This window comes from Collinsella aerofaciens, from assembly GCF_039836695.1.
GTDB classification, from domain to species: domain Bacteria; phylum Actinomycetota; class Coriobacteriia; order Coriobacteriales; family Coriobacteriaceae; genus Collinsella; species Collinsella aerofaciens_BD.
This window is the reverse complement of the sequence record NZ_JBDPAC010000014.1, coordinates 1-18887: the sequence shown is the minus strand read 5'-3', so window position 1 is coordinate 18887 and position 18887 is coordinate 1. Positions and strand designations below refer to the sequence as shown.

The following is an 18887-nucleotide window of genomic DNA, read 5'->3' as shown; positions in this document are numbered from 1 at the left end:
TTGTGTCCAATAAATCCAAGGACGCTGACCCCAAGCAACCAGATTCCTCGTTCATTCAGTTCGACGATGCAAAGCAACAGGGCGCCGCTTCGGCGGCGTCCGCATCTCGTCGCAAGGCGCTCCTTGGCGTTCTTGCTGCCGCGTGCACCATTCTGATCGTCGTCTCGCTGGGCTTCGTCCATCCTTCCGAGAGCGGCGCCTGGTCCATTGACTGGATCGTTCAGACCGTGACGGGGGAGAGCGTCGTCGCCAAGGACACCAAGGGGTCTGGCTCGTCTACCGCTTCGGGCGAGGCCAGTTCCAAGGATTCCAAATCTTCGGATGCTGCAAAAGATGAGTCCAAGGGCTCGAACGACGCCAAGGATGATTCCGAGTCTTCGCACAAGGAATCGGACAAAAGCTCGGATAGCAAGAAGTCCGATGGCCAGGACAGCAAGAGGTCTGGCGATAAATCCGCTGCCCAAAATACGGGAGCCGGTGATACTTCCAATGCGTCTGGCGGTGCTTCTTCGGGCGGTGGCCAGTCGTCTGATGGAGCCTCATCCCCTAATGGTGGAAACGCCTCCTCGGGCAGCCAAAGCGGCTCACAGGAGTCCAACTACGTTACGGTGACGGTTTCGGTCACATCGAGCGCTGTGGGCAATCCCGTGTCCTCTGGCGGCACCTTTACCTTTAACGAAGGCGCCACCGTTTACGATGCCCTGTGCGCGCTGGGCCTTTCTGTCAACGCACACGGCTCATCGTACGGCACGTATGTTTCTGCGATTGGTGGTTTGGCCGAGAAACAGTACGGCGGCACGAGCGGCTGGATGTACTCCGTCAACGGCACAACGCCCATGACGGCCTGCAGTAACTACGTTCTCTCCAATGGTGACAACGTCGTTTGGTATTACGTAACGGGCTAGAGGCCTCGACATAGCGCGCCAGACGGGCGGTTCGGACCAACATCCGGACCGCCCGTTTTTCATGCGAATGGGACTGGGTCGCCGGGTCTCTCGGCAAACAAAAAACCGGTTGGAACGGGAATTCCAACCGGTTATACATTCAAGCAAATAGTGAATCGACTACGACCGTGCGCCCTCGAGGAAGAAGCGGCGGCTGAAGTAGTTGTACCAGGTGACGAGGAACGTGGCGATGGCCTTCATGGCCTGGTAGCCGATGCTCAAAAACGTGACGCCCACAAACATGTACAGGTCGTTGAGGCCCAGGCCGATCACCGACAGGATGGTGAAGATCGTGAACTCGCGCTTGCGGCTCATGCCTTCGCGGTGGTCGAACACGTACTTCATGCTGAGCCAGTAGTTGACCACGACGGACGTGATAAACGAAACCGTGGTGCTCATCAAAAAGTCGAGGTGGAACAGCTCGACGAGCGCAATGAGCATGCCCCAGTCGATGCCAAAGGAGATAAGACCCACGACAGCAAACTTGAGGAACTGCTTGGTATGAGGTTGTGCCAGCGCCTTGCGCACGTAATCACATCCAATGCGTTGATGAATCGAGCAGAGGATACTTTAGAGCTTTTACAAGGGAAACGTAAGGTCTTTGCCAAGAACTATATGAACTCGCCAAATTTTCAAGAGCTAATCCGCAAACGTTGAAAATTTGCCCGTAAACGAGCGACACCCACGGACGATACTGCGCTGAGTGCGCGTCGTCCGTGGGCGCCGTAATGCTGCAGGGGTTTCGAGCTATTTTGTCTCGTCGCCCTCCAGGAAGATTTTTCGGGTCACAAAGTTGTAGACCATGACAAGCGCGGTGGCGCAGATCTTGGCGATATTGGCCTCGAGTCCCAGGCCGGCGTTGAGCGCCAGCACGATGCCGTCGTTGAGCACCAAACCGATCACGGACAGCACGACAAAGATGATGAACTCGCGGCGGCGGCTCATGCCTTCCTTGTGCGCAAACACGTACTTCATGCTTGCGAGGTAGTTAAAGATGAGTGAGATGATAAAGCCGCTGGTGTTGGCGATTAGGATGTTGAGGCCCAGACCGTAGTGGAGCAGATTCATAATGCCAAAGTCGATAACCGTGGCAATGACACCGACGACGCCAAATTTCATGATCTGCGCAAGGAGCTTTTGCATGGTACCTGCCTTAGGGTGGCGCGGGGACGCCATGGGGATGACAAACTCAGCAAGTTTAGCCAATCCCCGCGGGTGGGGCTAGACGCGCTCTTCGATAGCACCGTTTCTATATGCATCGAGCAGCTGGCGCAGGTCCTGGATCTGGCTGCGAATTTTGGCGCCAGTATCGGTGTCGCTCACCATGCGGCGACGGTCCGCTTGGTCAAAACGGTTGGTCTCGCTCTCGATGTCCACGTTGCGCGTGAGTGCCTCGGCAACCGTCGTAAAGGCCCGGTGCGACTTGAGGCGGCAGCCGCGCGAGCTCGAGATGAGCGTATAGCCGGCGATACCCGTCTTGGGATGGTAAGCGCGGCAGAAGCCGCCATCGATGACCAGCAGCTTGCCGTTGGCGCGGATGGGCTGCTCGCCCTTGGTGGTTTTAACGGGCGTGTGGCCGTTGATGATGTGGCCGGTCGGCGAACATGCCATGGGCGCGACGCCAAACTCGCGCATGATGTCGTCGCAGACCGAGGGCGACTTGGTAAGCGTAAAGTACGGGTCCATCGGCTCGACCCAGGTGCTCTTATCGGCGATATAGGCGCGCTCAAAGGTACGCACCAGGCGTCCGCTGGCGGGTGAATTGAAGCCAATCCACAGGTACCACATCCAGTCGAGGGCATCGCGGTCGCCCACGCGCCACGCGCGGCGGGCGATGTGGTCGCAAAAATCGAGATAATCGCGGCCGGCGTGCCAGGTGCCCAGGCAGTTCATGCTGCTAAAGGTGCCGTCTTCGTTGAGCGGAACGCAGCCGTGGAAGAGCAGGTTGCCGTTGGCGACCTTGTACATCGAGCCGTGGGAATAGAGGAAATCGATATGGCGATGCAGGTGATCGGCGGTGACAAACTCGGACACGAGCTTGTCGATGATGTGCTGCTCCTGAGACGTGAGCGTATAGGGGTCCGCCGGATCGACGGTGGGGAAGTCGTTGGTCGTGAGCGGCCATACGCTGCCGTCGGCGAGCGTGACCGTGCCGGTGTCGTGCTCGATCTTGTCGAGTAACAGACGGTCGGTCATATCGAACTCGGGGTGGCGCTGGATAATCTGGCCCTCGAGCTTAAAGAGCAGCACATTGATGGCCTTGATCAGCGGGGTGATGGACTCACCGGCGGTGTAGGTGGCATCGGCAAAGGCGACAAGCTCACGCAGCGAGATGCCGTAGTCGTTCTCGAGGATCTCGTAATTGTCGTAACGCAGGTTGTTGCGCAGCACCGTGGCGATGCAGGCGGGCTCACCGGCCGCAGCGCCCATCCATAGCAGGTCGTGGTTGCCCCACTGGATGTCGAGCGAATGGTAGGTGAGCAGGCGGTCCATAATCTTGGCAGCGCCGCCGCCGCGGTCGAAGATATCGCCCACCAGGTGCAGGTGGTCGACGGCCAAGCGCTTGATGAGCGAGGCGAGTGACTCGATAAAGTCGTCGGCGCTGGCGGTCTCCAGGATGGACTCCACGATGCGCTCGTGATAGCGCACGCGATAGTTGTTCTCGTCCGGGTGCGTGTGCAACAACTCGTCGATGATATAGGCGTAATCGCGCGGTATGGCCTTACGCACCTTGGAGCGCGTGTAGCGGCTTGAAAGCGAACGAGCGACCATGATGAGCTGGTCAAGCATCGTCTTGTACCAGGTGGGCGAGTCCTCGCGCTGGCTGCGGACCAGCTCGATCTTCTCGTGCGGGTAGTAGATGAGCGTGCACAGCTCGCCCTTTTCGTCAAAGGTGAGCGTGTCGCCAAAAATCTCGTCGACATGCTCGCGCACGACGCCCGAGCAGTTGTTGAGGATGTGCATAAAGGCTTCGTACTCGCCATGCACGTCGCTCATAAAATGCTCGGTGCCTTTGGGCAGGTTGAGGATGGCCGAGAGATTGATGATCTCGGTAAACGCGGATTGTTCGGTGGTGAACTGTCTCGAAAGCAGGCGCAGATACTTGAAGTCTTGCGGGTTGCGATCGAATGCGACCATGAAACACCTTCCGATGGGGCTGGTAAAACTGATAAACAGCGTCAAACGTTTACCAGTATGCGCCGCTTTTGTTTCGATTTTGCGCCAGCGGCTGAATTGTCGGATGAACGGTTTGGTAAATCGATTTAGTTGAGGTAGATATGGCGGTTGAGTGGAGACGACAGAGGGTGTTTTCTCAGATATTTTTGCGTGGGGCCGGTGGAGACGATGGTGGTAAAGATGTTCACTATTTTTGGTTCGATTTGGTAAATAGTGGACATATGTACCGCATGTAGGCTCACTGTGCGATAATTTGCGCAGCAATGAGTAAGGAGCCTCATATGAGTGATTTTGTCCTGACCTGTGAATCCGCCGCCGACCGAACCCGTGAGTTCTTTGAATCGCGCAATATTCCCGTCGCGTATTTTCATTACGAGATCGACGATGTTGTCTATACGGACGATCTGTATCAGTCGATTACGCCGGACGAGTTTTTTGCCCAGATTGCCGCGGGCGCCATGCCCAAGACGTCTCAGGTGGGCGTGGGCGAGTACGAGGAGTTTTGGGAGCCGTTTGTTGCCGAGGGTAAAGACGTGCTGCACCTGACGTTGTCGTCGGGTATTTCGGGCACGTATGGATCGGCCTGCGTCGCGGCGCAGATGCTTGCGGATCGCTATCCCCAGGGCGGCAAGGTACGCGTCATCGATTCGCTGGGGGCGTCTTCGGGCTTTGGTCTGTTGCTGGAATATGCCGCCGACGTGCGCGATAGCGGGGCTTCACTCGACGAGACGGCCGCTTGGATCGAGGAGCATAAACTCAACCTGCACCACTGGTTCTTCTCGACCGATCTGTCGAGCTACCTGCGCGGCGGTCGCATTTCGGCCGCGAGCGCGATCATCGGCACGGCGCTCAAGATTTGCCCGCTTATGACGGTCGATTGCGAAGGTAAGCTGTCGCCACGTGAGAAGATTCGCACTAAGAAGCGAGCGATTTCCGAGATGGCTAAGACCATGATGGCACACGTACAGGACGGTGCAGATTATTCGGGTAAGTGCATCATGTCGCAGTCGGCGTGCCGCGAGGATGCCGAGGCGGTCGCGGCGCTGATTGAGGAACAGGTTCCGCAGCTTAAAGGCAAGATTGAGATCAATGACATCGGTACTCTGATTGGCTCGCATACCGGACCTGGTACGGTGGCGCTCTTCTTTATGGGCGACAAGCGCGTGGATTAATTTGCCCCATCACGTCGCTGCATGATTGCTCAAACGAAAACGGCCCGCCTCACGTTTGTGGGGCGGGCCTTGCTGTTGCGGCTAGCGTTTCTTTCCGCGGAAGAAAAAGCCGTGCAGTGACGGCTTGAGGCCGCGGTTGGCGCGATGCTCCTCGACGCGCTCGTGGATCGAAGCGACGCGCTCGATGACTTCGTCGGGAATCGGCACATCGGGATTCATGTTCTCGACTTGGCTGACCTCGGCGGCGGCGACCTGGTCGATAATGGGCACGTTGTCGCGCGAGATGACAGGTGTGGCGTCTTCCTTCATCTTGCGATAACGCTGCATCATGTCGGTCTGTAGCTGCTGGGCCGAAGGCGGTGTCCAGATGATGGCGTTGGCGCCGGCGGCGATGGTCTCGCGAATGCTCTCGGGCGTCTTGCCGCCCGGCGCGATAAGCGGCAGGTTGGGATAGTGCTCGCGCAGCTCGCGTAGGACCTGGGGCGTGTTCTTGCCGGCGGCGATGTTGAGAATCTTGGCTCCGGCGCGCACCTTGGCGTGAGCATCGTCGTCGCAGCGAACGACCGTGGCGATGACGGGGATGTCGGCGATGTTGGTGATGTGCTCGACCATTTCGGCAGTAGCGGGGGAGTTGACCACGCAGCCCGCCGCGCCTTGCATCTCGGAAACGGCCGCCATCTGCACGGAGCGCTTACCGGTGGTAGTGCCGCCGCCAACGCCCACAAAGACCGGGCACTCGGCAACGGTCAGCAGCGCCTGCGTAATGGCGGGCTGCGGCGTGAAGGGGTAGACGGCAAACACGGCGTCGGCATTGGAGTTGCGGATGACCGCCACGTCGGTGGTGTAGATGAGCGATTTGATGCGGCGGCCAAAGAGCGTAAAGCCGCTGGCCTCCTCGATCTCATCGGGCATACGGAGGGCCGCCTTGCGCAGGCGTCCGTCGATGGGCAGCGGCTCCATGGGCAAAAGGCCGTTGGGGGTTACGGCCACCTGGGGCTCGGTAAATTCATCTGCAAGCTCAACCTCGGAGAAGTCGACCGAGGCGACGACGTCTTCGTGAACCTCGGCGGGCACATCGATGGGGGCTTGATCGTCGGTCGCGGCGGGCGTATCGAAGGAGCTGGTGCCGACAAAGGCGTCGACGCGCTCGTTCAAATCGTTGAGAGAATCCATGGCGGTCCGTTTCTATGTTGTGCGCCCGTCAGCGTGCGACCGGCGCTACGATTGCTAAATCGTTTGACGAGTTGATTTTTCCCCGCCGCGCCATCCGTTAGACTGAAGGGCTGGCGAACGTGAAGGAGCTGTGGTGGCGGGAATCGAGGTGCTATCTTGAATGTCCCGTATACAAAAGAGAGGTGACGCGGTATGGAATTCTCGGCAATGTTAGGCTCGATTGGCCTATGCGTGGGCGCAATCGTTGCCGCCGCGGTCATCTACTTTGCGGTCACGGCCATTAAGGGCAAAAAGGCCGAGCGCAAGGAGCGCGAGGCACTTAAGCAGTGCCGTGACCAGCAGGACAAGCGCGCACGGAGATAGTTTGTTGAGTTTTGAATCCGTGCGCTAGCTGCGTTTTCGGACCAGGGCGATATAGAAGCCCTCAAAGTCGCGACTGGGCGGAATGGTCAGCGTGCCGGGCATGCCGTTGGCAATGGCCGAGACGTGGCCCGCGGCAATGGCCTCGGTAAGGGCGTTGCACTCGATGCGCGGTTCCTCACCGGCTTCGCGGGCGCGGCGTGCTTCGCTTTCACTCGGCGTGCTGTCGAGGGGGATGAGCTCGCAGTCCATGTGCTTGTCGAGGGCCTCTTGCAGGGCATCCTCGTTTTCCTGCGGCAAGATCGAACATGTCGAATAGACGAGCGTGCCGCTCGGTTTGAGGGCCCCCATGGCGCGATCCAGAAGTGCTCGCTGCGATCGGGCGCACTTGCTCAGCAACTGCTCGGTGAGGCCGCGCAGGCTTTTCTCGTTGCCGCTGATGACGGTGCCCGTGCCGGTGCAGGGAGCGTCGAGCAGGATGCGGTCGAAGCGGAAGAACTCGTCGAGCTCGCGTGCGTCGATGCGCATGACGGGCACGTTTTTGGCACCCTGGCGATGGAGGTTTGACTCGAGCTTTTCGGCGCGGGGAATGCTCATCTCGCAGGCCGTGAGGTGTGCCTGGCCCTGGGTGAGGGCGGCGATCTGCGTTGTCTTGCCGCCAGGGGCTGCGCACATGTCGAGGATGTCCTCGCCGGCCTGAGCGCCCAGGACCAACGGCGGCATCATGGACGACAGACTTTGCAAGTAGATCTTGCCGTCGCGGTAGATGTCGAGGTCCCACAGATCAGAAACCTGGGCCTCGGGCAGGATAAAGGCGTCTGGGTACCAGGCGACGGGGTTGTGGGCGATTCCGGCGGCATCGAGCGCCGCAGCGATGTCCTCGGCGGTCGCCTTGAGCGTATTGGCGCGCAGCGTGACCGGGCGTGTGGCCGCGGCGCCGAAGCCCTTGATCATGAGCTCGGCATCGGCGGGCGCATAGGCGCCGGCGACCGTGTCGACCATAAAGCGCGGCAGGTCGGCGGCGCAGGGAAGGGCGGCAAGCTGGTCGGAAAGCTCGGTGGAGGCAAACTGCCTAAGCTTGAGCTCGGGCTTAACCTGCTTTTTCTGCTTACGACGACGCGGCTTGGACATCCGTTTTTCCTTCCCGTCCCAAATTGACTACTTTCCGGGTACGCCGTTGCTGGCGTGCTTTAGTACTGGCTCTCGTGCTTGCTAAAGAAGTCGAAGCGCGGGGGCAGCGGCTTCACTCGGTGCTCGCCGGGCTTCTCGCCCAAGCTCTCCACAAACTCATCCGTGGAGGCGAAGATGTTATCCCAGCTAAAGAAGGCGACCGGGTCAACGTCGAAGTACTCGCAGATGAGCTCGCAGCCGGCCGGCACGATGCCGTGCATGAGCACGGTCGCCACGCGCAGCTCGGTGAAGGCGTCGACGAGGGCCTGCGTCATCGCGGTATTGGCTTGCTCGCCCTCAAGCTTGTTGGCAGCCTTGGAGGCGTCGCTCCAGCGCTTGTTGGCGGCGCGCAGGTAGTCGTCGCACACAGCGAGCGCGCGGTGCGTCTCGAACTTGTACATGGCCTGCTCAAACGCGAGGGCGGCCTGCTCGGCGGCCTCCACCACGGTGGCCGAGGCGGCGCCGGCGGGGATGCAACCGTTGCGATAGGGGCTCTCGTCGCCCTCCTTGACGGCGACGCCGTAGAAGCAGCTGCGGGCCAGGCGGTTGAAGACGCCGGTCAAAAGGGCGCTTTCCTTAAGGGCCGGATCGATGACGCGCTTGTCGTCGCAGGCGTGCACCTCGTTGCCGTCCTTGTCCTTGCTGGTCACGCGGGTGTCGTATGCCTTGGGGCTAAAGCTCACCGGCTTCTCGGACAGGCCGAGCGACAGCCAGTGCGCGCGCATCTGCTCGCAGGTGTAGTGGTTGAGCAGGTCGTCTGCCGGCGGGGGAGGCGTCTGCGAGGACGAGCTTGCCTTTTTGCCCATGTAGAGCAGGTGGTAGCAGGCGCTGACGGTGCTCTGCGTGAGGTTCCAACCCAGGGCCTCCCACATGGCGGTCTGCGCGATGCAATAGAAGTAGATGTTGTCCTGGCCAATGAACTGGTAGATCTGTGCGTCATCCGAGCACCACCAGTCGCGCCAGTCGAGCGAGCTGTGCTGGTAGGTGGGCGCGGGGACCTGCGTGGAATCGGCGGCGGGCTCGCCCATGAGGGCGGCATCCTGGGCGGCGACGCCCTCGGTCACGCCGGCGGCCTTGGCATCGCGTGCGAGCACGGTGCGCGTATAGCTGATGGGAGCCCACAGGCTCTCGGGCCAGCACCAGCAGGTGACGTCGGAGACGCCATCGACCTCGGGCACCGGAACGCCCCAGTCGATGTTGCCGGTGATGCGGAAGGGTACGAGCGCCTTGCCGCTGCGGAAGCGCACGCCGCCGTTGGCGAGCACCGCGTGGGCATCGTCGCGCTCCTTCCAGCTGGGGAAGGTGACGGTAAAGCTGCTCTTGTTGCCCTCGGGCTCCAGCACGGTGTGCTCGGGAAGCTGATCCTCGACGGCATCGAAGGCCTCGCGGAACTTGTTCTGGATGTAGAGCTGAGCCGGCAGCAGCCACTCTTCCATGGTCTTGGAGACCACGGAGCGAACCTGCGGGTTCTGGGCGAGCTTGGCGGTATAGGTTTTCATAAAGTCGAGGTAGGCCGGCAGGTCGAAGTAGAGGTTGTCGACCGGGCGCAGCTCGGGCACCTCGCCGGTGAGCTGGCTTTTGGGCGCGATGAGCTCCTCGGGCTCAAACTGGTGGCCCAGGTCGCACTCGTCGGCATAAGCCTTCTCAGACTTGCAGCCCTGGATGGGGCAGCGGCCGATCACCTGACGGCCGTTGAGGAACGTGCCGGCCTTGGCATCGTAGAACTGCAGCGTGGAGCGCTTGGAGATGGTGCCCTGCTCGTGCAGGCGCTTGATAATCTCGGCGGTCACCTCGTTGTGAATCTGCGCAGCCGGCTCAAGGCCCGAGCCGCCGTAGATGTCACAGCTGATGTTGTAGTTGTTGAGGGTCGCGGCCTGGCGGGAGTGATTGGACTCGACATACTCGCTGATGGACTTATCGTAGCCTTCGTTCTCCTTGAGCTTGCGGTAACTCTCCATGATGGGCGAGCCATAGCAGTCGGTGCCCGAGGTGAAGATGACGTTCTCGCGGCCCAGACGGTCGCGCAGGAAGCGGGCGAAGAAGTCGGCCGGGACAAAGACGCCGCCAACGTGGCCAAAGTGAAGGCCCTTGTTGCCATAGGGCTCGCCGGCGGTAACGATGGCGCGGCGAGGCCAGCTGGGACGGTCGTTCATGGAGTATTTGGATGCCATGGGACTCCTTCGCATATGGTGAGAGCGCGGCCGGGCGCAAGGCCTGGCGACGCGGTGGTCAATTCGTGCATATCGTTCGACATTATCGCACATGCGGACGGGTACGTGGCAGGGGCGCTATCCTAAGATGCTATGAATGAGATTTCCAACATACATGCGTTTGAGGACGAGGAATTTCTGCACGCTTGCTTCGTGTGGGGGATGGTCGTCGTCGGCGTGTTTGCCGTGTGCTTGGTACCGGTGTTTATGCTGCTGGGCGGGCCTGCAGACTTGGATGCGGCTGACGCGGGCGGCTGGATGGCTGTCGTGGGTTGGATAGTCGGCTTGGCTGCGGTTTCTGCGGCGTCATTTGCCGTGCACGAGCTGGTGCACGGTGTGTTTTTTAAGCTGCTGGCGCCTGCGGGCGCGAAGGTGACCTTTGGGGCGAATCGCGAGACGGCGATGATCTATGCCTGCGCCGAGGGGATTGTGTATTCGCGCCGGCGGTACGTGGCAGTTTGCCTGGCGCCGACGGTTGTTGTGACGACAGCGTTTGCCCTGGGGTTTGCGTTTTCGGGCTATCCGCTGCTGTGCTATCTGGCGGCTGGTTTGCACCTTTCGGGCTGCGTGGGCGACTGGTACTACGTGCGGACGACCCTGCGCGACCGCCGCATTGTCGCCTGCGAGGATACGTCCTTTGGCGTGCGCTTTTTTGGGTGAGGAGATGTCGATGAAGTCGTTGTTGCTGCATGCGTGCTGTGCACCATGCTCGCTTGAGCCGGTCCGCCTGCTGCGCGAGGAGGGGTTTGAGCCCACGATTTGCTGGACCAACCCCAATATTCAGCCGCACGATGAATGGCAGCGTCGCCTGGACGAGCTGCGCCGGTGGTGTGCCGAAGGCGACATCGAGCTTATCGAGGCGGGGGAGGACCGTGAGCGCTGGGAGGCCGGCGTGGCACCGCTGGGTGCCGATCGGCCCCGTCGCTGTCGTGCGTGCTATGCCCTGCGCTTGGCCGAGGCGTGCCGTGTGGCCCGGGAATGTGGGTTTGAGTTTGTGGGTACGACGCTCGCCGTCTCGCCGTATCAGTTGTTCGAAACCTGCAATGATGTGTTGGAGCGTCTGGCTGCCGCCCGCGGTCTCACTCCGGTGATTCGCGATTTTCGTCCGTATTACCCCGAGGCGACACGCCGTTCGCGCGAGCTGGGCATGTATCGGCAGAACTACTGTGGTTGCCGCTTCTCGGCTGCCGAGGCGGCCATGGACCGCGCCCGCATCCGCGACGAGCGCAAAGCGTCCAAAAAGTAGTTCATTTTGGGCTGGGGCTTTGAGCTGTCTGTGCGGTACGGTCGTTTTTGGGAAAGTCGATTTAATTAAGCGTGTGATCGTGGCTCGCTTGATACCAAACGACGACTCCTATGATTCTAATCCTCCGTTTGTTAAACATCAGATCCGGACTTGCTGTTGCATATGAATGGGACGACAGCACAATCATGTCGTTTCCTTCTGCAAATCGCCTAATTACCGGTGTTTTACCGTCTGCGAGCGCCAATACAGCACAGCCGTTCCAAGGCTTTGCGGTGGTATCGACAAGTAGTAAGCTGCCGGGAGGGTAAATGCGGGACATTTCGTCACCTTTGATTTTAACGAAAACGCTATGTGGGTGACGCTTGGCTACGTCTACAGGCGCGCAAGCATTTTGTTGGCTGTGCGTGATGCGGCGCTTTTGCGATTCGATATCGATGACGGGAAATGCGCCCTCCATTTCGTGGATAGCAGGGTCTTCGTCGGTGACGATTCTTTTATTTGCGAGCTTTACGGCCAAACCGTTTTCCTCGCCAACAAGTTCATCGCGGGTGCAACCGAAGAGCGCTTGTAACTTTTCAATATGGCGCTCACGGGGGGCATACCGACTTTTTTCCCAACGACAAACGGTCTCTTTAGATACCCCCAACATCTCTGCAAGTTGCGCCTGACCAAGATGCTCCATGGTGCGGAGTTTACGAATATTTGCCCCGAAGCCCATGGCTATAGATCCTCTCGCCACAGAGGGAGGCATAGACAGTTTGTGCCACCATAGCCTTTGGTGAGCTCGTCAATGGATAACGGGAATAATTCCATTCCTGCTTTCTCAAGCGCTTCGTTGGTCCAAACGTTTTCTTCATATACGCATAGTTTTCCTGGCGAGAGCGCAAGGATAGACGTTGCGTTGTTCCGGCGCTCTCTTTCGTAGGCGGTTTGATTCCCGCCTCCGCAGTCAATTACTTTTATTGGTTCGCAACAGGCTGCAGAGAGTATTTCCGAAATCGTGCGATCGATAGGAGTGATCGTAAGGCCCTTTCCGGATCGTTTTAGTTGAATGCTGTATGCATCAACGGCATTGCATATCTCACGATCGATGAGGAACGCGTCGTGATCAATTCTACTTATGAACGTATCGAGGTGGATACGCAGCCCGTCAGAGGGGACTCGAATCGCAATTAGCTCGGTAGTCTGGAATTTATTTGAGGTCAGGAGCTCTTTGGCAAGTGACTCGACGGCGGCGGGTTCAGTTCGGTCAGAGATTCCAACTAATAATGTCTTAGCACTGATAACAAGAATGTCTCCGCCTTCGATATGGTAACTACTCCTGTTCAAATCACATACCGGGGTTTCTCCCATGATCTTGTGGTGGGTGAATATCTGCCGGTATAAGGCGACCTCACGATCACGCTCAGGCCAATACATATGATTTAGGATGATGCCGTCTCCGACTACCACAGCAGGATCACGAGTGAAAAAAAGCGTGTTGAGGGGATTGACCAAGAGCGAGGCGGGGTCAAATTGCTCGTGCACGAGCGCCCGTAGTGTTTCCGACTGGTTTGAACATAGCTCAGTGTCTCCAAAGCGAATGCCGTTAAGTACTATATTCACCAATTCCTGGGTGTTCTTAGCGTTCTCAAACAGCTGGGTTATTGTCTCGAGGAACTCTCTGCCTGTTGCCCCACTGCAACGGAGGTAGTCATCAATAAAACATTTAAGTGATTGGGGCTCAGTTTCAAGTGAGTCTTCGAGAAGGTCCCTAATTTCAATGGTTTCTACGCCATGCTTCTCAAGCAATTGAACCATGGAATCGTGCTCATATATTGCTTTGTCGAGGTCAAAACGACCGCTCCATTTTCGCAGGGAGAAAACTTGGCTGAAGTCGGCATCAGGGTAGTTTTGTGTTTCAGTTCCTGGTCGATGGACAAGTACGGCTTTTAAATGACCGATTTCATTTGTTATGTGTACGCCTTGCATGTCTGTCTCCTGTCCTGCTGGTTTTTATATAAGGCTAAGGCAGGTTCCTTGTTGTGTTGCGGAAAAGTTAAAAGACGTATGTAATTGATAAATAACATCAATTTTAAATATCAGATTGATTAATAACGTCACTTTAGCTGCCGTTCATAGGTGAAAAGCGACACGATGGCGATGGTTGGCCGACCACCGCTGAGCAACCTCATACATTTATGGTGCCAGCTGGATAGATGGGAAAAGGAATGAAGGAGGAGATATGGCAGCGGAAAGTTCGAAAGGCATCAAGCAGTTCAAGGTCCCGCACGTATATGCGATCATCTTTGCACTTATGGTCATCTTCGCTGTTCTCACGTGGATTGTTCCCTCTGGGTCCTATCAGCGTCAGGAGGTGAACGGTCGTGAAGTCACTGTCGCAGGTACGTATGAGCAGAGTGAAAAGACATATATTGACGAGGAAACCGGGGATGAAGTAGATCTCAGACAAGGCGTCTTCGATGTTCTTCAGGCTCCAACGCGCGGTATACAAGAGGCAATTGAGGTCGTTGCATTCATCTTGATTGTGGGCGGTTCGTTTCAGGTTATTACTAAAACGGGCGCTATCACGAGCGGAATGGGTCGTGTCGTTCGCCGCTTTAAGAACAAAGACATTCTAATTATTCCTATTGCGATGGTTCTCTTTGCATTGGGCGGAACGAGCTTTGGCATGGCGGAAGAAACTCTCCCGTTCTTTGCGATCTTCATGCCAATTATGATGGCTATGGGCTTCGACTCGATGACGGCGTTCATGGTCGTGTTCGTTGGAGCGCGCACGGGTTACATCGCCTCAACGATTAATCCGTTTAATGTTCTCATTGCGCAAGGTATTCTTGGTATTCAGGGCAACCCCCAGCTGTGGCTGCGTATGATTGCCTGGGTTGTTTTGACTGCCGTTGCAATTACTTGGGTTGTCCTCTATGCACGAAGGGTAAAGAAGAACCCTGAGTCATCGATCACATTTGAGGATGATATCGCCAAGAAAGTCGAGTTCGCTGCCGATGAATCTGCCCTTGACGCGGAATTTACGGGTCGTCAAAAAGGCGTGCTTGCGGTATTTATCGCTGGTATGTGCCTTATCATCTGGGGACTTGTGACCCAGGGCTGGTATATGAACGAGATTTCTGCGGTCTTTTTGGCCATGGGCCTGTTGGCTGGTGTTATTGCGGGCTTTAGTCAGGACGTCATCGCTCAGGAATTTGTTGCGGGTATCGCTGACTTTGCTTTCTCGGCAATTGTCGTTGGACTTGCGCGTGGCATCCTTGTCATTGCCTCTGACGGCATGATCATCGATACCATCCTCAATGCGCTCGCCACTGGTCTGGGCGGCATCCCGGCGGTTCTCTTTACTACGCTTCTTTATGCGGTTGAGAACCTCCTGGCGATTCTGGTTCCCAGCTCATCTGGCCTTGCAGCACTGACCGCTCCCATTTTTGGACCTTTGACCGAACTCATGGGCCTTAATCCCGAGGCCGCCGTGTGGGCTCTCTCCATGGGTAGCGCGACGATGTCTTTGATCTGTCCTACTAGCGCCATTCTTGTAGAGGGTTTGGGCGTGTGCAAGATCAAGCTTGGCCAGTGGTGGAAGACCGTTTGGAAATTCTTCTTGGTCGTGTCGCTCATCAATATCGTATTCGTAGCAATCTCGGGACTTATTGCCCTGTAGGTTTCATGGCTGAAATGGAGTAACAGGAATGTCTAAAGGACTGAATGTACACAGCGAGATTGGTAAGCTCAAGAAAGTTGTGCTTCACCGCCCCGGTCGTGACCTTGTGAACGTAAAGGCAGAAGAGTTCGATGATGTCTGGATTCACGACTGTTTCTATCTTGATGTGGCTCAAAAGGAGCATGATGCCTTTGCGGATCTTCTGAGGAGCGAAGGTGTTGAGGTTCTCTATATGGAGAAACTCGTTGCTGAAGCGCTGGATGCATGCCCCTCGGCTCGCGCTGAGTTTACCGATACATTTATGGCTGAGAGCGGGATTGTCAATCCTATGCTTGAGCAGGCTGTTCGTGAAAAGCTCGACGCTATTTCAGATTCGTATCAGTTTGTACTTGAGGCTATGGGGGGGTATCGTTATCGTGACCTTGAGCTGCCTCGCGTTTCGACTACGCTTAGTATGATGGATAATGAGGATGCGAAGCCCGATGATTTGGTGTTGAAGCCTCTTCCGAGTTCATATTTCTCTCGCGATCCTCTTGCTTCCGTGGGCAAAGGCGTTCTGCTTCACCATATGTATTGGAAACAGCGAGATCGTGAAGTGCCCTTCTACGAAGCGATTTTCAAATACCATCCCGATTATGCAGGGACTCCGATTTGGTACGACCATAAGAATCCCTGGCATATCGAGGGCGGTGATGTGCTTAACATTAACGCTCATACCTTGGCTATTGGAATTAGCCAGCGAACTGAGGCGGCTGCGATTGAGGAGCTTGCAAAGAATTTGTTCTGGGGATCTGGGAATTCTGAGATCGATACCGTTTACGCTATTAAAATCCCCAACGGCTATGCTTACATGCATCTTGACACCGTTTGCACCATGGTGGATTTCGATAAGTTCACAGTTTATCCCGGTATTTTTGAGACCCTTCGTGTTTATCGTCTGACTCGTGGTGACTCTGAGGGAATGGTCGCTGTTCAAGAGATTGATGACACGCTTGAACATATTCTTGAAATGGCTACTGGCGTGGAGAAGGTGCAGCTTATTGAGTGCGGTGCCGGCGATATGGTTGAGGCATCTCGCGAGCAGTGGAACGACGGGTCGAACACTCTTGCCGTTGCTCCTGGTAAAGTCTGTGTTTACGAGCGCAATGTTGTCACAAATGATGAGCTCTACAAGAACGGTTTGGAACTTTTGGTCGTTCCCTCCGAGGAACTGTCCCGCGGTCGTGGTGGCCCGCGCTGCATGAGCATGCCCTTCTGGCGCGAAGATATTTAGTTGCAAATCCACTGTGATGGGAGATGGCGAATATGGGTGTTAATATCGCTGGGCGCAGTTTTCTGAAGCTGCTTGATTACACGACGGAAGAGATTGAGTATCTGCTTGAGCTTTCTGCTAACTTCAAAAGCATGAAGCGTGCCGGTGTTCCGCATAAATACCTTGAAGGCAAGAATATTGTTTTGCTATTTGAGAAGACTTCCACGCGTACTCGCTGCGCCTTCGAAGTTGGTGCACTTGACCTTGGCATGGGTGTAACTTATTTGGATCCGGGCTCGTCTCAGATGGGCAAAAAGGAGTCGATTGAGGACACGGCTCGCGTCCTTGGCCGCATGTATGACGGAATTGAATACCGCGGCTTTGAACAGGCGAAGGTTGAGGAGCTTGCTGCAAAAGCTGGGGTTCCCGTTTGGAATGGGCTGACTACTGAATTTCACCCGACTCAAGTGCTTGCCGATATTCTGACCATGCGTGAAGAGTTTGGAGAGATTAAGGGCAGGAAACTTACATTTTTTGGTAAGGCGGCCGGAAACGTCGCTGATTCGCTCATGGTCATTTGCGCTAAGCTCGGCATTAACTACTGTTCTTGCGGCCCAATCGGGGGAAATTCGGAGGGGGCTACATCCTATGATCCTGAACTCCTTGCAGAATGTAGTCGTATTGCGGCCGAGCATGGATCGACGATTACCATTACAGAGGATATTGAGGAAGGCGCTCGTGATGCCGATGTAATTTACACGGATGTTTGGGTTGGCATGGGTCAGCCCGCAGAGCTGTGGGAAAGCCGCATTAAGCTCATGTCGCCGTATCGTGTGACCGCTGAGGTGATGTCTATGGCAAAGCCCGAGGCGATTTTCCTCCACTGCCTTCCGAGCTTCCACGATACTAATACTACTGTTGGTGCCGAAATTGCTGAGAAGTTTGGAGTTACCGAAATGGAAGTCACGGACGAGGTTTTTGAGTCCGATAAGTCTCGTGTTTTCCAAGAAGCGGAGAATCGCATGCATACGATTAAGGCGGTGATGTACGCAACGCTTAAGTAGCGGGGCGTTGAGAAAACAGTCGCAAATCTGTTTCCATACTATATTTCTCTCAACAAGCTGATAGGATACAGGGGAGAATGATGCGCGCGTCAGTCGATTTTTTCGACTGACGCGCTTTGTGAAAGAGGCAAAGATGCGTACCGATGATTTTGACTACAACCTTCCCGAGGAACTGATTGCCCAAGCTCCTGCCGAGCCGCGCGACTCCTGCCGCCTGCTGGTGGTTGATCGCAAGGGCTCCCAGGCGGGAACGCCGCTGGAGCACGGCGGTACCGTTGAGCACCGCATCTTCCGCGACATCATCGACTATATCGAGCCGGGCGACGTGCTCGTCATCAACAAGACGCGCGTGATGCCGGCCCGCCTGATCGGTCGCAAGGCCGGCTCGGGCGGCGTGGTCGAGACGCTGCTGCTCAAGCGCCGCGAGGATGTGGATCCGCTGGGCCATGTCTGGGAGTGCCTGGTCAAGCCGGGTAAGCGCCTGAAGCCCGGTGCTCAGATTGAGTATCGTGCGGGCGGCGCCCATGCGCCCGAGGGCGCGCCCGTGGTGCTGACGGCCGAGGTCGTCGACTTTGTTACCGATAGCCGCGGTGGCCGTCTGGTGCGCTTTGAGCCGGCCGGTTGCAATGCCGCCGGCGACCCGCGCACGCTCGACGAGGCCATCCACGCTGCCGGCCACGTGCCGCTGCCGCCCTACATTACCGATTACGAGGGCGATCCCGAGAAGTACCAGACCGTCTACGCCATGAAGGAGGAGCACTCGGCTGCCGCTCCTACGGCGGGTCTGCACTTTACTCCCGAGCTCATGGCCGCTATCGAGGCCAAGGGCGCGAAGTTTGCCGCCGTCGAGCTCGAGGTGGGTATCGATACCTTCCGTCTGGTGGAGGAGGACGACCCTACACAGCACGTGATGCACACCGAGCGCTACCACGTGTCGCAGGAGGTTGTCGACGCTGTGCATAAGGCGAAGGCCGAGGGCCATCGTGTGATCGCCGTCGGCACTACCGCAGTGCGCTCGCTCGAGAGCGCGTTTGACGCGGACGCGCCGGTGTCCGATCCGGCTGTGACGGCGCGCTATTTTGAGGGCCGCGAGGACGGGGCCGACACGCTCGGCCGCGGCGACATCGTGGTGCGCGAGAACGCGACAACGCAGCTCTACCTTATGCCCGGCTCGACCTATCACGTGGTCGACGCGTTGATCACGAACTTCCACGTGCCTCGCTCTACACTCATGATGCTTGTGAGCGCGCTTGCCACCCGCGACCAGATCATGGATGCCTACGCTGCCGCCATCGAGGAGCGCTACCGCTTCTTCAGCTTTGGCGACGCCATGCTCATCTTGTAGGTTACGGCGTTTTACAAACGCCGTAACCGGTCGACGCTGCGCGGGCCGCATTTGGACAATCTGACGTTCAACTTCAAGGGCGCGACCAGAAGGTCAGCGCCCTTTCG

General features: G+C 57.2%; 17 protein-coding genes. 9 read left to right on the top strand and 8 right to left on the bottom strand.

The window, feature by feature from the left end; genetic code table 11:
- Positions 1–2 precede the first annotated feature (2 nt).
- Positions 3–905, top strand: coding sequence for a DUF4430 domain-containing protein (locus ABG996_RS07395; protein WP_347478875.1), 903 nt, complete (start codon positions 3–5; stop codon positions 903–905).
- 159 nt (positions 906–1064) lie between these two features.
- Here the strand turns inward: ABG996_RS07395 and ABG996_RS07390 are convergent, their stop codons facing one another.
- The 3 genes from ABG996_RS07390 to ABG996_RS07380 all read right to left on the bottom strand — a co-directional run bounded on the left by ABG996_RS07390 (position 1065) and on the right by ABG996_RS07380 (position 4082).
- On the bottom strand, positions 1065–1472 hold the full coding sequence (locus tag ABG996_RS07390; RefSeq protein WP_022095123.1) for a GtrA family protein: 408 nt from the start codon (positions 1470–1472) through the stop codon (positions 1065–1067).
- Positions 1473–1691: 219 nt separating this feature from the next.
- Positions 1692–2087 carry a GtrA family protein gene (locus ABG996_RS07385; RefSeq protein WP_022095122.1) on the bottom strand — a complete coding sequence of 132 codons (396 nt, stop codon included), beginning with the start codon at positions 2085–2087 and terminating at the stop codon, positions 1692–1694.
- Between the two features lie 78 nt (positions 2088–2165).
- Positions 2166–4082 carry a fructose-1,6-bisphosphatase gene (locus ABG996_RS07380; protein ID WP_347478874.1) on the bottom strand — a complete coding sequence of 639 codons (1917 nt, stop codon included), beginning with the start codon at positions 4080–4082 and terminating at the stop codon, positions 2166–2168.
- A 320-nt stretch (positions 4083–4402) separates the two neighbouring features.
- On the opposite strand from ABG996_RS07380, the gene ABG996_RS07375 reads away from it, so the two are divergent.
- A complete protein-coding gene (locus ABG996_RS07375) occupies positions 4403–5293 on the top strand; it encodes a DegV family protein (protein WP_152068287.1) in 891 nt (296 codons plus the stop codon).
- A gap of 81 nt (positions 5294–5374) precedes the next feature.
- Here ABG996_RS07375 and ABG996_RS07370 read toward each other — a convergent pair whose 3' ends face one another.
- Complete coding sequence (locus ABG996_RS07370; protein WP_342996742.1) at positions 5375–6466, bottom strand: beta/alpha barrel domain-containing protein; 1092 nt, start codon at positions 6464–6466, stop codon at positions 5375–5377.
- 192 nt (positions 6467–6658) lie between these two features.
- Here ABG996_RS07370 and ABG996_RS07365 point away from each other — a divergent pair, with 192 nt between their 5' ends.
- Entirely contained in the window at positions 6659–6829 is a 171-nt protein-coding gene (locus ABG996_RS07365) for a hypothetical protein (RefSeq protein WP_195234931.1), read from the top strand.
- Between the two features lie 24 nt (positions 6830–6853).
- On the opposite strand, the gene ABG996_RS07360 is transcribed toward ABG996_RS07365, so the two are convergent.
- Together ABG996_RS07360 and ABG996_RS07355 are read right to left on the bottom strand one after the other, a co-directional pair.
- Positions 6854–7957 (bottom strand): RsmB/NOP family class I SAM-dependent RNA methyltransferase, encoded by a 1104-nt coding sequence (locus tag ABG996_RS07360; protein ID WP_347478872.1) that lies wholly within the window; start codon positions 7955–7957, stop codon positions 6854–6856.
- A gap of 59 nt (positions 7958–8016) precedes the next feature.
- Positions 8017–10167, bottom strand: coding sequence for a methionine--tRNA ligase (locus ABG996_RS07355; RefSeq protein ID WP_195234927.1), 2151 nt, complete (start codon positions 10165–10167; stop codon positions 8017–8019).
- Between the two features lie 132 nt (positions 10168–10299).
- On the opposite strand from ABG996_RS07355, the gene ABG996_RS07350 reads away from it, so the two are divergent.
- The gene (locus tag ABG996_RS07350) at positions 10300–10866 is read left to right on the top strand and encodes a DUF3267 domain-containing protein (RefSeq protein ID WP_347478871.1); all 567 of its coding nucleotides are present in this window, start codon (positions 10300–10302) and stop codon (positions 10864–10866) included.
- Positions 10867–10876: 10 nt separating this feature from the next.
- Positions 10877–11452: an epoxyqueuosine reductase QueH gene (locus tag ABG996_RS07345; protein ID WP_347478869.1), complete on the top strand. Its 576-nt coding sequence runs from the start codon at positions 10877–10879 to the stop codon at positions 11450–11452.
- Positions 11453–11513: 61 nt separating this feature from the next.
- Here the strand turns inward: ABG996_RS07345 and ABG996_RS07340 are convergent, their stop codons facing one another.
- Both ABG996_RS07340 and ABG996_RS07335 read right to left on the bottom strand, forming a co-directional pair.
- Entirely contained in the window at positions 11514–12170 is a 657-nt protein-coding gene (locus ABG996_RS07340) for an XRE family transcriptional regulator (RefSeq protein ID WP_052044062.1), read from the bottom strand.
- 2 nt (positions 12171–12172) lie between these two features.
- On the bottom strand, positions 12173–13423 hold the full coding sequence (locus ABG996_RS07335) for an arginine deiminase (RefSeq protein WP_347478867.1): 1251 nt from the start codon (positions 13421–13423) through the stop codon (positions 12173–12175).
- Between the two features lie 253 nt (positions 13424–13676).
- Here ABG996_RS07335 and ABG996_RS07330 point away from each other — a divergent pair, with 253 nt between their 5' ends.
- The 4 genes from ABG996_RS07330 to queA all read left to right on the top strand — a co-directional run bounded on the left by ABG996_RS07330 (position 13677) and on the right by queA (position 18780).
- The gene (locus ABG996_RS07330) at positions 13677–15119 is read left to right on the top strand and encodes a YfcC family protein (protein ID WP_347478865.1); all 1443 of its coding nucleotides are present in this window, start codon (positions 13677–13679) and stop codon (positions 15117–15119) included.
- A gap of 28 nt (positions 15120–15147) precedes the next feature.
- Positions 15148–16392: an arginine deiminase gene (locus tag ABG996_RS07325; protein WP_148332090.1), complete on the top strand. Its 1245-nt coding sequence runs from the start codon at positions 15148–15150 to the stop codon at positions 16390–16392.
- Between the two features lie 32 nt (positions 16393–16424).
- Complete coding sequence (gene argF, locus ABG996_RS07320) at positions 16425–17435, top strand: ornithine carbamoyltransferase (protein ID WP_055285784.1); 1011 nt, start codon at positions 16425–16427, stop codon at positions 17433–17435.
- A 133-nt stretch (positions 17436–17568) separates the two neighbouring features.
- Positions 17569–18780 (top strand): tRNA preQ1(34) S-adenosylmethionine ribosyltransferase-isomerase QueA, encoded by a 1212-nt coding sequence (gene queA / locus ABG996_RS07315; protein ID WP_343000696.1) that lies wholly within the window; start codon positions 17569–17571, stop codon positions 18778–18780.
- The last annotated feature ends 107 nt before the right edge of the window (positions 18781–18887 follow it).